Annotated in this window: 12 protein-coding genes; 3 read left to right on the top strand and 9 right to left on the bottom strand. The window is 69.8% G+C overall.

Features of this window, described 5'->3' with window-relative positions; all coding sequences use genetic code 11:
• Nucleotides 1–73 precede the first annotated feature (73 nt).
• Together kstD and chsH3 are read left to right on the top strand one after the other, a co-directional pair.
• Entirely contained in the window at nucleotides 74–1,801 is a 1,728-nt protein-coding gene (gene kstD / locus LX14_RS03535) for a 3-oxosteroid 1-dehydrogenase (protein ID WP_253645889.1), read from the top strand.
• The gene (gene chsH3 / locus LX14_RS03540; RefSeq protein ID WP_253645890.1) at nucleotides 1,801–2,661 is read left to right on the top strand and encodes an enoyl-CoA hydratase ChsH3; all 861 of its coding nucleotides are present in this window, start codon (nucleotides 1,801–1,803) and stop codon (nucleotides 2,659–2,661) included. Before kstD ends, chsH3 begins: the two co-directional genes overlap by 1 nt.
• 3 nt (nucleotides 2,662–2,664) lie before the next feature.
• On the opposite strand, the gene LX14_RS03545 is transcribed toward chsH3, so the two are convergent.
• Complete coding sequence (locus LX14_RS03545) at nucleotides 2,665–3,273, bottom strand: TetR/AcrR family transcriptional regulator (protein WP_253645891.1); 609 nt, start codon at nucleotides 3,271–3,273, stop codon at nucleotides 2,665–2,667.
• A gap of 99 nt (nucleotides 3,274–3,372) precedes the next feature.
• A complete protein-coding gene (locus LX14_RS20600; protein ID WP_301283153.1) occupies nucleotides 3,373–3,504 on the bottom strand; it encodes a hypothetical protein in 132 nt (43 codons plus the stop codon).
• Between the two features lie 171 nt (nucleotides 3,505–3,675).
• Between LX14_RS20600 and LX14_RS03550 the strand changes: the two genes are divergently transcribed.
• A complete protein-coding gene (locus tag LX14_RS03550) occupies nucleotides 3,676–5,343 on the top strand; it encodes an MFS transporter (RefSeq protein ID WP_253645892.1) in 1,668 nt (555 codons plus the stop codon).
• Between the two features lie 9 nt (nucleotides 5,344–5,352).
• Here LX14_RS03550 and LX14_RS03555 read toward each other — a convergent pair whose 3' ends face one another.
• The 7 genes from LX14_RS03555 to LX14_RS03585 form a co-directional block, all read right to left on the bottom strand.
• On the bottom strand, nucleotides 5,353–7,047 hold the full coding sequence (locus LX14_RS03555) for an AMP-binding protein (protein WP_253645893.1): 1,695 nt from the start codon (nucleotides 7,045–7,047) through the stop codon (nucleotides 5,353–5,355).
• The gene (locus tag LX14_RS03560; RefSeq protein WP_253645894.1) at nucleotides 7,044–8,219 is read right to left on the bottom strand and encodes a lipid-transfer protein; all 1,176 of its coding nucleotides are present in this window, start codon (nucleotides 8,217–8,219) and stop codon (nucleotides 7,044–7,046) included. Before LX14_RS03560 ends, LX14_RS03555 begins: the two co-directional genes overlap by 4 nt.
• Nucleotides 8,216–8,674, bottom strand: a complete 459-nt coding sequence (locus LX14_RS03565; RefSeq protein ID WP_253645895.1) for a hotdog family protein — start codon at nucleotides 8,672–8,674, stop codon at nucleotides 8,216–8,218. Before LX14_RS03565 ends, LX14_RS03560 begins: the two co-directional genes overlap by 4 nt.
• Nucleotides 8,671–9,720 carry a bifunctional MaoC family dehydratase N-terminal/OB-fold nucleic acid binding domain-containing protein gene (locus LX14_RS03570; RefSeq protein WP_308214065.1) on the bottom strand — a complete coding sequence of 350 codons (1,050 nt, stop codon included), beginning with the start codon at nucleotides 9,718–9,720 and terminating at the stop codon, nucleotides 8,671–8,673. Before LX14_RS03570 ends, LX14_RS03565 begins: the two co-directional genes overlap by 4 nt.
• Complete coding sequence (locus tag LX14_RS03575) at nucleotides 9,717–10,883, bottom strand: acyl-CoA dehydrogenase family protein (protein ID WP_253645896.1); 1,167 nt, start codon at nucleotides 10,881–10,883, stop codon at nucleotides 9,717–9,719. The genes LX14_RS03570 and LX14_RS03575 overlap by 4 nt, the downstream gene beginning before the upstream one ends.
• 1 nt (nucleotide 10,884) lies before the next feature.
• On the bottom strand, nucleotides 10,885–11,931 hold the full coding sequence (locus tag LX14_RS03580) for an acyl-CoA dehydrogenase family protein (RefSeq protein ID WP_253645897.1): 1,047 nt from the start codon (nucleotides 11,929–11,931) through the stop codon (nucleotides 10,885–10,887).
• A 219-nt stretch (nucleotides 11,932–12,150) separates the two neighbouring features.
• Nucleotides 12,151–13,281 carry a beta-ketoacyl synthase N-terminal-like domain-containing protein gene (locus LX14_RS03585; RefSeq protein WP_253645898.1) on the bottom strand — a complete coding sequence of 377 codons (1,131 nt, stop codon included), beginning with the start codon at nucleotides 13,279–13,281 and terminating at the stop codon, nucleotides 12,151–12,153.
• Between the last annotated feature and the right edge of the window lie 11 nt (nucleotides 13,282–13,292).

Below are 13,292 nucleotides of genomic sequence, written 5' to 3' on the forward strand. Positions count from 1 at the left end.
GCTCACGGGCTGGTATAACTGGCTCGAGCGGCAATTCTATAACGTGTTCTAGAAATGTGTGAAGGGTGTGCCCATGACCAGCGCGAACACCTCCGGCGGCAGCGAGCTGCAGTCGGCCTACGACGTCGTCGTCGTGGGCTCCGGGGCGGCCGGGATGAGTGCCGCCATCACCGCGGCGTCCCGGGGACTGTCGACCGTCCTCATCGAGAAGGCGGCCCACTGGGGAGGGTCGACCTCCCGCTCGGGCGGCGGCGTGTGGATCCCCAACAACTCGGTGCTGCGCCGCGACGGTGTGCAGGACACCGACGCTGCCGCGCGCCAGTACGTGAAGTCGATCGTGGGCGACGTGGTGCCCGAGGAGAAGATCGACACCTACATCGACCGCGGTCCCGAGGCCCTGGACTTCCTCATCGACCACTCCGAGATCGACCTCGAGTGGGTGAAGAACTACTCCGACTACTACCCCGAGGCTCCCGGTGGCCGGCTGCACGGGCGGTCGTGTGAACCGCGTCCGTTCGACACCCGCCGGCTCGGTGCCGACGCCGCGACCATCCATCCGCCGTACACCAAGGCGCCGCTGAACGTCGTGGTGAAGCAGTCCGACTACCGGTGGATGAGCATGGGCCTGCGGCACTGGCGTGGACCGGTGAAGATGATGCAGGTCGGCGCCCGCACGTTCGGCGCGAAGATGACCGGCAAGCGGATCATCGGGATGGGCGCGGCCCTCATGTCGGGCCTGCTGCTCGGCGTCCGCCGCGCCGGCGTGCCGATGTTCCTCGAGACCCCTCTGCTGGACCTCGTGACCGAGAACGACAGGGTCACCGGCGTCGTCGTCGAGCACAAAGGTGAGCGGCGGACCATCACGGCCCGTCGCGGGGTCGTGCTGGCGTGCGGCGGTTTCGAGCACAACGAGGAGATGCGCCGCAAGTACCAGCGCGACCCGATCGGCAGCGAGTGGACCACCGGTGCGCCGTCGAACACCGGTGACGGCATCACCGCCGGCCTGAAACTGGGTGCATCCGTGTCGTTCATGGAGGACTCCTGGTGGGGTCCGACGTTCATGCTCCCGCGCGGCCCGTGGTTCGCCCTCGCCGAGCGGTCGCTGCCGCGCAGCTTCATGGTCAACACCCGCGGACAGCGCTTCATGAACGAGTCGCTGCCGTATGTCGAAGCGGTGCACCGCATGTACGGCGGCGAGTACGGACAGGGCGACGGCCCGGGCGAGAACGTGCCCGCGTGGCTCGTGTTCGACCAGGGTTACCGCGACCGCTACCTCTTCGCCGGGGTCCCGGGCCGCCAACCGCTGCCCAAGAAGTGGCTCGCGACCGGCAGCATCATCAAGGCCGACAGCATCGCCGAGCTCGCCGCGAAGATGGAGGTGCCCGCCGACGCGTTGCAGGCCACCGTCGAACGGTTCAACGGGTTCGCGAAGACCGGGGTCGACGAGGACTTCCACCGCGGCGAGAGCGGCTACGACCACTACTACGGCGACATCACCAACAAGCCGAACCCCGGCCTCGGCGAGCTGACGAAGGCACCGTTCTGGGCGGTGAAGATGTATCCCGGTGACCTGGGCACCAAGGGTGGGATCGACACCGACACATCGGGTCGCGCACTGCGCGCCGACGGTTCGGTGATCAGCGGGCTCTACGCCGCGGGCAACACCAGCTCCCCGGTCATGGGCCACACCTACGCCGGCCCGGGCGCGACGATCGGTCCCGCGATGGTGTTCGGATACCTCGCGGCACTGGACATGGCCGGACAGGGCGCCGACTCGGTGACCGACGCCCGGGCTGTCTGATGCCGATCGATCTCGACGTCGCGCTCGGCGCCGACCTGGGTTCGACCACGTTCTCGTGGTCCGCGTCGGATGTGGCGCTCTACAACCTGGCCGTCGGCGCGGCTGCCGATCCCCTGGACACCGAGGGGTTGCGCTACGTCGACGACCGTGACCCGAAGGTGTTGCCCACCTTCGCGACGGTGGCCGCGGGATTCCACGACGACACACCGCCGACGGTGTCCTTCCCCGGTGTCGAGATCGATCTGGCCAAGGTGGTCCACGGCAGTCAGCAGGTCACCGCCCATCGGCCCATCCCGGCGGCCGGGACGGCGACGACGCGGACACGGATCGCCGAGATCCAGGACAAGGGCTCCGCGGCGGTCATCATCCAGGAGTCGGAGACCACCGGGGACTCGGGCGACCTGCTGTGGACGTCGCGCTCGGCGATCTTCGCCAAGGGCGAGGGCGGTTTCGGCGGCGAGCGTGGGCGCTCCACCCGCGTCGATGTCCCCGATGGTGAAGCCGACCACGTCCTGACGGTGCCCACCCGTCCGGATCAGGCTCTGCTGTACCGCCTCTGCGGCGACCGCAACCCACTCCACTCCGACCCCGCGTTCGCGAAGGACGCGGGGTTCCCCGCGCCGATCCTGCACGGTCTGTGCAGCTACGGCCTGACGTGCCGGGCTGTCGTCGACGCGGCGCTCGGCGGTGACCCGACGGCCGTGGGGTCGTTCGGTGCCACGTTCGCCGGCGTCGTCTTCCCGGGCGAGACCCTGCGCATCTCGGTGTGGGACACCGGCGATCAGCTCGTGGCGGCCGCGGCGGCGATCGAGCGCGACGGGGCGCCGGTGCTCGGCAACGTCGTCCTCACGCGCGGCTGATCCTCACCGCTCGCGCGCATGCAGCGCGACGAAGCCGTCGACGGCCGCGCGGGCGGTCTTCTCGTAGTCGAACGACGGCAGCGTGCTGAGGCGACCCATCGCCAGCGGGCCGATGAGCAACGACATCGCCAGCACGCGGTCGACGTCGCCCAACAGCTCGACCGCGTCCGGGCTCGACAGGACCTCGTCGAACGGGCGGAGGAACTGATCGGCGACGCGTTCACGCAGCGTGAGCATCTCGGCTCCCTCGCGCACCCGGTCCACCGATCCGGTGTCGAGGTCGACGCCGAGCGAGAGCCACGCGAGGACGGTGGTCGTCGCCGGGACCTCCGCGATCAGACGCGCCTGGGCGAGAACGAGTTCGGTCAGTCGGTCGTGCACGGAACCCGTCGCCGACGGGGCCGGGGCGGTCGGCATCACGACGGCGAACGCGGCGGCGACCAGTTCCGTCGTGCTCGCGAAGTGGCGGTAGAACGTGGCGCGGCTGACGTCGGCGGCGCCGATGACGGCATCCACGGTGACCGCGGCGGGTCCGTGCTCGCGCACCAGTCCCGCAGCGGCGTCGACGAGCTTGGCACGGGACCGGGCCGGTCGCGGGTCGCTGCGTCGCACCGTGTCACCACCTCTCGTCGTTCGACCGTCGCCGAGAAGTGTACGAGACTGTTAGTCTCAAAAATGTGGCGCACCGACGCTGGTCGGCGCGTCCGATGGTCAGCCCATCGACCCCATGACCAGCAACATGCCGATCACGAGTCCGACGAGAGGGGCCAGCATGGCGACGATCCGCCAGATGCGCACCGAGGTGCTGGAGTGGGATGTGTCGCGGGGGGAGATCGCGGCCATGATCACGGTTCCTTTCGCCCGGGGCTGCGTCGACCCGGAATGAGTGATCTTGTGACTAGCGACAACCAGAGTGACATGCGTTACACACGTGACACGGGAGGCTGCGCGTGTCTCGTGGTCACGATCGGACAACACCCCGGTGACGAGCGCCCGAACGGCGAGGGCTGACCGATGACCGTCACGACCCCGACCACCGCCACGAAGCCGGACAAGCTGGCGCTGCGGGACATCTGGCTCATCGTCGTCGCGTGCTCGGCCCTGAGCGCGGTCGTCGCCGCGATGGCGTCGCTCAACGTCGCCCTCGCCGAGATCGCCCCGGACATCGGCGCCGACTCCGCGCAGATCACCTGGCTCGTCGACGGATACACGCTCACGCTCGCTGCGCTGCTGTTGCCGTGCGGTGCGCTCGGCGACCGGTTCGGCCGACGGGGTGTGCTCGTCGTCGGGCTCGTCATCTTCGCGATCGCGTCGGCGCTGGCGATCGTGCTGTCGACCCCGGAGGAGATCATCGCGACCCGCGTCATCGCGGGCGCCGGTGCCGCGCTGGTGATGCCGGCGACGCTGTCGCTCATCACGTCCGGGGTACCCGAGAGCAGACGACCCCTGGCCGTGGGCATCTGGGCCGGCGTCGCCGGCGCCGGCGCGATCCTGGGGTTCCTCGTCACCGGCGTCCTGCTCGAGTTCTTCTCGTGGCACTCGATCTTCATCGCCTTCGCCGTGGCGGCGGCGTCGATGGCGCTGCTGTCGTTGACCATCGGGAGCTCCCGCGACGCGAACCCGCCCCGATTCGACGTCCTCGGCTCGATCACCTCGGCGGTCGCGGTCGCCGCGTTCGTGTTCGGGCTCATCGAGGGCCCGATCCGCGGATGGGCCGACCCCCTCGTTCTCGTCGGGCTCGTCGGCGGTCTCGTGCTCGCGGCGATCTTCGTCTGGCTCCAGCTCAGGGGCACGCGCACCCTGCTCGATGTCCGACTCTTCCGTCGACGCGCCTTCGGTGCCGGGTCGTTCGCGATCGCGCTGCAGTTCATCGGGTCGTTCGGCGTGTTCTTCCTGGTGCTGCAACGCTTCCAGATCATCATGGGCTACTCGCCGCTGAAGTCCGCTCTGGCCCTGATCCCCCTCGTCGTCGTGGTGATGGTGATGTCCCTCGTCGGCACCTGGGCCGCGGTGCGGTTCAGTTTCCGTGCGGTCATGCCCGTCGGGATGTTCGTGTTCGGCGTCGCGATCGTCGTGCTCGGGGTGTACGACTCCGACACCTACTGGGTGATCGCCGCCGAGCTGAGCGTGATGGCGTTCGGCATCGGACTGGCCGGTGCGCCGGCGACCACCGGCATCATGGTGTCCACCCCCGCCGACAACCAGGGGATCGCCTCGGCGGTGAACGACACCTCGCGGGAACTCGGTGCCGCGATCGGGATGGCACTGGCGGGCAGCATCGTCGCGGCCGGGTTCACCACGCGCATCAGCGGCACCGTCGACGCCGCACGTGAGCAACTCCGGGGCGTCGCCCAGCAGCTGTCGGCATCCGGTCGTGTCGCCGACGGCCAGGCGATCCTGGGCCAGATCGACACCATCACCGACCGGATCGGCAAGTCGCTGGCCGAGGCCTCGGCCGTCGCGGATCAGCTTCGACAACGCATCCCGGGTCCTGTGGCCGACACCATCGCGTCCGGCGCACGCGACGCCTTCCTGGCCCCGATGAGCCAGGCCTACATCGTCCTCGGGTCGATCGTCGTCGCCGGGTCGGTGGTCCTGTTCTTCTGGACACCGACCCGCATGCCCGACGCGCAGGACGCCGCACCCATCGACACGGGTGAGCCCCGCTCAGGCGAGGTCTGACCCCAGCCCCTACCGCCCAGAAGACGGGGTGTTCACGCCGGTGGCGGACTCCAGGGCCGAGGTGGCTGTGGCGCTCGCCCACCGGTAGTCGGCCTTGCCCGCGGGGCTGCGCTTCACGGCGTCGACGGGCACGACCAGTCGCGGGACCTTGTAGCCGGCGAGACTCTGCCGACAGTGGGCCTGCAGTTCCTCCATCGTCGGGGGTGTCGCGCCGTCGGGCGCGGAGACGACCGCGGCCACCTTCTGCCCGAAGCGCTCGTCGGGGACACCGACCACCAGGACGTCGGCGACGTCCGGGTGTCCCTGCACGACAGCCTCCACCTCTTCGGGGAAGACCTTCTCGCCGCCGGTGTTGATGCACCCCGATCCGCGACCGAGGAAGACGATGCTGCCGTCCTCCTCGAGCCGACCCATGTCACCGAGGATCGCCGCGCGCCGCCCGTCGGGCAGGGTCACGAACGTCCGTGCCGACTTCTCCGGGTCCTTGTAGTAGCCCAACGGGACCCGACCGACCCGGGCGATGTAGCCGATGTCCGGCGACCCGGGCTCGACCGGCGTCAGCGACTCGTCGAGCACCGTCATCCCCGGACTCGGGGCGGACCGCAGCGTGCCGTGCTCGTCGATCAGGAGTTCGCCGTCGTTGCCGGTCTCCGACGCACCGAAGTTGTCGCGGAACCAGAGGTCGGGCTTGACCGCCCGCATCCGTTCGCGCACCGAGGTCGACCAGATGGCACCGCCGTTCGTGATCGACAGCAGGCCTGTCACGTCCAGGGTGCCGGCCGCCTGTCGCCGTTCCATCTCCGCGACGAGCGGTGCACCCATCCCGTCCCCGACGATGAGGATGATCTGCACCCCGCCGTTCTCGACGGCGTCGAGGACCTTCGAGGCGACGAAGTCGCGCTGCAGGACCAGGCGTCCACCGTTGATGAAGAACATGAACATCGAGTAGATCGCGGCGCCGTGCATCAGCGGGGCGGCCAGCAGGAACGACAGCGGCGCAAAGGTACTGGCGTTGTGGGCGATGGCGGCGAGGTCCGTGAGCGACTCCGGACCGTAGGGGTTCCCGCCCGACAGCGGCTTGTGGAAGAAGTCGTCGTGGCGCCACATCACGCCCTTCGGATAGCCGGTGGTGCCACCGGTGTACAGCAGGTACAGCTGATCACCGGTGCGCGGCGCGAAGTCCCGCTCGGTGCTCTGCCCGGAGAGGTCCACCGTGGCCACCGTCGTCGACGCGGACGCGGCGGCCGCGAGCTCGTCGACGGTGTCCCCGACGACGAACACCGTGTGCACCCGGCTGCCGGGCAGCACCGACGCCAGCGTGCGCTGATGCTCGGGCAGCTCGACGACGACCGCGGTGACGTCCGCGTTGTCGACGATGTAACCGAGTTCCGCTGCGGTGTAGCGGTAGTTGACGTTCACCGACGTCGCACCGATCTTGAGCAACGCGACCATCGCGTAGACGTGCTCGAGGCTGTTCTTGAGGTACAGCGCGACATGGTCGCCGGGGCCGATGCCGTGGGCGAGGAACAGATGCCCCATCGCGTTGGCGCGCTCGTCGAGTTCGCGGTAGGACACGTCGGTGCCCTCGTATCCGATGGCAGGACGGTCGGGTACGGCGTCGGCGATGGCCTCGAAGATGTCGCCGAGGTTGAAGTCGGTCTCCACCTCGCCGGTCGTGGTGGGCGGCACTGTCGTGTCGGTCATGTCGTGAGAACCAATCCACTCGTGGGGACGCCGGTGCCGGCGGTGACGACGACCCGTCGGGCGTCGTCGACCTGGTTCACCGACGTCCCGCGGAGTTGCCGGACGCCCTCGGCGATGCCGTTCATCCCGTGGATGTAGGCCTCACCGAGCTGCCCGCCGTGGGTGTTCAGCGGGATGCGGCCACCCACCTCCAGGGCGCCGGGCTCCCGCACCAGGTCCTTCGCCTCACCCCGACCACAGAAGCCGAGCTCCTCGAGCTGCATGAGCGTGTAGGGGGTGAAGTGGTCGTAGAGGATCGCGACGTCCATGTCGTCCGGGCGCAGGCCGGACTGCTCCCAGAGCTGACGGCCGACCAACCCCATCTCGGGCAGACCCGCGAGGTCGTCACGGTAGTAACTGGTCATGATGTATTGGTCCTGACCGCTCCCCGACGCGGCCCCGGCGATCGCGACGGGGGTGTGCGGGAGGTCGCGCGCCCGCTCGGCCGAGGTGATCACCAGCGCGACACCGCCGTCCGATTCCTGACAGCAGTCCAGAAGGTGCAGCGGCTCGGCGATCCACCGTGAGTTCTGGTGATCTTCGAGGGTGATGGGTTTGCCGTGGAAGAACGCGGCCGGGTTCACGGCGGCGTGCTTGCGGTCGACGACGGCGATCCGTCCGAAGTCCTCGCTGGTGACGCCGAAGTCGTGCATGTACCGCTGGGCGACCATGGCGACGAACGCCGCGGGTGTCGACAACCCGTGCGGGTAGCTGAAGGCGTTGTCGGTGCCGGACGAGTTGTCCTGCGCGGCCAGACCTGCGTTCACCTGCCCGAAGCGCATCCCGGACCGCTCGTTGAACGCCCGGTAGGCGACGACCACGTCCGCGACGCCCGTCGCGACGGCCATCGCCGCCTGCTGGACGGTGGAACACGCTGCGCCGCCGCCGTAGTGGATGCGGGAGAAGTAGGTCAGCTCGCCGATGCCCGTGGCGCGTGCCACCGCGATCTCGGTGTTGGTGTCCATCGTGAACGAGACCAGGCCGTCGACGTCCGCCGGTGTCAGGCCCGCGTCCGCGATGGCCGCGGTGACGGCCTCGGCGGCGAGCCGCAACTCGCTGCGCCCGGAGTCCTTGGAGAAGTCGGTGGCGCCGACACCGACGATCGCCGCCGCACCGGACAGTGACGCGGTCATCGATCGCCTCCGACAGAAGATTCCGACGCAGAAGAATCCGACACGGTGTGGTCCAGGACGACGGAGACGGTGGACACCACATGCTTGCCCAGGGAGTTCGTCCCGACCACGTCGACGGTCGCAACCCCGGCGTCGAGTGCGGTCACCGTCCCGGTCAGCGCCAGGGTGTCGTAGGCGTACCACGGGACACCGAGACGCAGGGTGATGGACCGGATCCGGGCTCGCTGTCCCGCCCAGTCGGTGACGAACCGTCCGACGAGACCGGTGTCGGTGAGGATGTTGACGAAGATGTCCTTCGACCCCTTCGCGTGTGCGAGATCGCGGTCGTGGTGGACGTCCTGGAAGTCGCGGGTCGCCAGAGCGCTCGACACGATGAAGGTCGGGGTGGCCTCGATCCGCAGTTCCGGCAGTCCGATGCCGACGGTCGCGGCCGGCGGGGCAGTCGAGACGGTCACGCGGTTCCTCCGGTCTCACGAGCGCGCCAGGCGTACAGCGTCCACGGTCCGTCGGCACCCGGGGGACCGTCGGGATCAGCGGGGAAGTCGAGAAATTCGACCTCGACGGGCAGTCCGATCCGCACGTCCGCGGGGTCCACGCCGCGCAGCTGACCGAGCATCCGCACACCCTCGTCGAGCTCGACCAGGGCGACGACGAACGGCAGCGTGCGGCCCGGGACGCGGGGGGCGTGGTGGACGACGAAGCTGTGGACGAGGCCGGTGCCCGCGGCGACCTGGTGATCGATGGGCGCACCCGGCGCCGACCACAGTGCGGGCACAGGCGGATGCACCAGCGTCCCGTCGGGCCGGCGTTGCAGGCGGAGTTCGTGCGCGGCGACGCCCTCCCAGAAGAAGGCGGTGTCGCGGGAGGCGCTGGGGCGCATCATGGTCGCGGCGTCGAGGTCGGAGGTGTCGGCACCGGCCGACGACGTGATCCCGTCCTGCGCCGCCACGGCCTGCGGGCGGAACTTGAGCATGCGGAACTCCATCTCGGCGACGACCTCGTCACCCACCCGCCACATGTTGCGGGTGGTGAAGAACCACCCCTCACCGAGGCCGGTGGTCTTGGGGCCGACGACATCGGTCAGCTCCGAGGACAGCGTGATCTCCTCGCCCGGCCGTAGGTACCGGTGGTAGGTGGAGTCGCAGTTGGTCGCGACGACCGAGGTGTAGCCGGCGGCGTCGAAGAGTTCCGATGCCGCACCCAGCGGGTCGTCGTCGGCACGTCGGCCGTGCAGGCCGCGCATCGTCCACACCTGCGCCATCGCCGGTGGCGCGACGATGCCGTCCCATCCGGCTGCCCGCGCGGCGTCGTCGTCGGTGTAGATCGGGTTGGTGTCCCCGATCGCCTCGGTCCAGTTCGCGATCATCGGGGTGTTCACCGGGTCGCGTCCGGCGACCGGCGCACTCGCACCGCGTGCCCGGATCGCCTCTGCGGCGGCGCGGATCGCGTCCGGGTCGGACGCGTCGTCGACACGAGGAGCGGTCGCGCTGTCGACGCTCACCGTGCCGCTCGCGGCAAGCCGAGTCCCGCCGTGGAGATCATGTCGCGCATGACCTCGTTGACCCCGCCACCGAAGGTGATCACCGAGTTCCGCTTCTGCTGGGCGTCCAACCAGTCGACGAGGTCGGCGGTGTCCGGGTCGGTGAGATCCCCGTGGCGGGCGATGATCTCGTCGATGATGCGCCCGATCCGCTGGATCCGTTCGGTCGCGAAGACCTTGGTCGCCGCGGCATCGGCCATCGAGATCGACTCGTTGCCCGACGACGCCACCTGCCAGTTGAGCAGCTCGTTGATGCGGGCGATCCCCGCGATCTCGGCCAGGGCGCGTTTCACGTCGGGGTTCTTCGCGGGCACCGTGCCGTCCGCTCCGGGTCGTTGCGTCCATGCGGCCACGCGGGCGAGGAGACCGTCCACCCGGCCGGCGGGTCCGAGCATCACGCGTTCGTGGTTGAGCTGTGTGGTCAACAGCTTCCACCCCTTGTTCTCCTCACCGACGAGCATCCCGGCCGGGACCCGGACGTCGGAGTAGTAGGTGGCGTTGACGTGGTGGGCGCCGTCGGCGGTGATGATCGGGGTGAAGCTGTAGCCCGGGTCGGTCGTGTCGACGATGAGGATCGAGATGCCCTTGTGCTTCGGCGCGCTCGGATCGGTGCGCACGGCGAGCCACACGAAGTCGGCGTCGTGTCCGCCGGTGGTCCACAGCTTCTGGCCGTTGACGACGTAGTCGTCGCCGTCGCGGACCGCCGCGGTGCGCAGGGACGCGAGGTCGGTCCCTGCCGCGGGCTCGCTGTAGCCGATGGCGAAATGCACCTCACCCGCGAGGATGGCCGGCAGGAACCGCTCCTTCTGCTCCGCGGTGCCGTACACCTGCAGCGTCGGCCCGACGGTCTGCAGCGTGACCGCGGGCAACGGCACGTCGGCGCGGGCCGCCTCGTTGACGAAGATCTGTTGCTCGATCTCGCCGAAACCCTTGCCGCCGAACTCGGTCGGCCATCCGACCCCGAGCCACCCGTCGGATCCCATGCGCCGGATCACGGCACGGTAGGTCGGACCGTGCCTCTCGGTGCGCATCACCGCGTGTTCCTCGGGCGTGACGAGAGTCGAGAAGTACTCGCGCAGTTCGGCCTTGAGGGCGCGCTGCTCGGGTGTCAGATCGATGAACATGTCAGAACTCCTGCTCGGCCAGTTCGTCGAGACGTGCGGTGGGGCCGCCGACCAGGCGGGCCAGATCCTTGACGACGGAGAAGTAGCGGTGCAGCGGGTAGGTGATGTCGACCCCGACACCCCCGTGCAGGTGGGTCATGGTGCGGACCGTGGCCGGCAGTTCCGCCGCCAACCACCACGTCGCCAGTGCGAGGTCACGGTCGGCGTCGAGCCCTTCCGACAGGCGCCACATCGCCGCGGTGACGGCGAGGTTCATCGACCGCGCCACGACGTAGACGTCGGCGAGTTGCTGGCTGACCGCCTGGAACGTGCCGATCGGCCTGCCGAACTGTTCACGGTTGGTGACGTGGTCGGCCGTGATGCGGGTGGCCCCTGCGACCAGCCCGTCGGCGTAGGCCGCCAGCGCGACGCGGTACAGGTCGCGCACCGTGCGCGCATCGGCGGCGACACGGGTCGTGGCACGCAGCGCGACGCGGTCGAAGGCCACCGAGTACTCACCCCAACCGGACGACGTGGTGGTGCGGGTGAGGCGGACGCCGTCGGCGCCGGCGTCGACGAGGACGGCACCGGCATCGGTGGTCACCAGGATCGCGGCGGCACCCTCGGCGTGGAGCACCCCGACCTTCGTCCCGGTCAGGACGTCGTCGGCCGAGGTCGTCTGCGGGCTCGCCGTGATGGCGGCGCCCGGTTCGGAGACGGCCACCGCGATGTGGCCGCCGACCGCGAGGATCTCGGCGATCCGGGCCGCCGCGTCGCCCTCGCCGGCGGCGATCCCCGCGACGATCGTCCCGATCGCCGGGGTGACGGCAGCGTGCTCGCCGAGTGCGCGCAGGAGCGGGGCGAGCCCCAGCACGCCGACACCGTCGCCGCCGTGGGCCTCGGGCAGGGGGAGACCGGCGACGCCCGCGGCCACCAGCGCGGACCAGAGCGACCCCTCGAAGCCCGGTGACGCGACGAACCGGTCGTCCCAGACCGGTTGGTGGCGACGCAACACATCCGTGGCCACGTCCGCGACGGCGGTGGCCGTCGAGTCCAGCGTGAAGTCCATGTCCGCGCGCACTCCGTTCCCTGCTGAGCGGCACCGGTGTCGCGGCCCTGCTCGGACCGGCGCTCCGACCGCAAATCTAGAACCTGTTCTAGTTATAGCAGCGATGGGATGTCAAACACAGCACGGACAGCCGGGGAGACGTCGATGTCCCCCCGGCCGCCCGCCCCGAGCGTCCCCGGCACGCTCGGGGTCCGTCCGGACGGTGCCCGGACCGACCCGTCACGCAGTGGGACCGAACACCATCGCGGCGGTGTATCCCCCCATCCCCAGCGAGGTCTTGAGGGTGAGACCCGGTTCCGCCGGCGTCGCACCGTCGAGCAGCGTGTCGACGGTCGGCGTGGACACCTGCGGCGACGCCGGGATCCGGCCGTTCTCGAACGACAGCAGCGACGACGCCACCTCGACCGCGCCGGCCGCGGCCTGGCAGTGACCCACCAGAGGCTTCACCGAGAACACCGACGCCCCGGGCACGACCTCGCGCGCCAGGACACCCTCGGCGGCGTCGCACTGCGCGGTGCCCGGTCCGTGGGCGTTCAGGTACCGGATGTCGCCGGCGTCGACGCCGGACATCGTGAGGGCCTCGTCGACGCACCGACGGACCTCGGTCAGTGACGGATCGATGGACGTCGGGTGATATCCGTCGTGGGTCAGCGATCCGCCGAGCACGTCGGCGTACCCGGGTGCGTCCGCGCGATTTGTCATCGTGAACGCGATCGCGGCCTCACCGAAGCTGAAGCCCCGGCTGCCCTCCTGGAACGGACGGCACGCCGACAGCGGTTCGTCGTCGGTGATGGCGACCCCGAGCTTCGTGAACATGTGCACGATCTCCGGCGTGGCCGAGAGGTCGGTGGCCACGACGATCACGTCGTCGACCATGTCCGCCGCGAGCCACGTCCGCGCGGTGATGATCGCGGCCACGCCGGAGGCGCACATCGACGACACGCTCACCACCGGGCCGTGGAAGCCGTACTCGGCCATCAGCAACGACGGCGCCGTCGACGGGGTGACCGCGACGTACTGCCGGCCGGAGAACGATCCCGCCGGCGCAGCGAGCATGGGGTGCATGGCCGTATCGCCCATGACCGCGGCGTGGACGACGCCGACACGACGGCCTGGTGTCCACCCCCGCTCGAGCGCGTCGTCGATGGCCTCCCGCGCGGCGAACCGCAGGGCCCGCATGTAGCGGGTGGGTCCGTCGCCGGGATCCCCGCCCTCGGGGACCATCGAGACCCAGCCCGGTTCGGTGGCGTCGGGCCCGAAACCGTCGCGCATCGACGCCGACGGCTTGCCCGAGACGAGGCCGTCCCACAGCGCACGCCGTCCCCAGCCGTACCCCGTCACAGCACCCATGCCGGAAATGC

This window comes from Williamsia deligens (genome assembly GCF_024171765.1).
In the GTDB taxonomy this organism is placed as follows: Bacteria; Actinomycetota; Actinomycetes; order Mycobacteriales; family Mycobacteriaceae; genus Williamsia_A; species Williamsia_A deligens.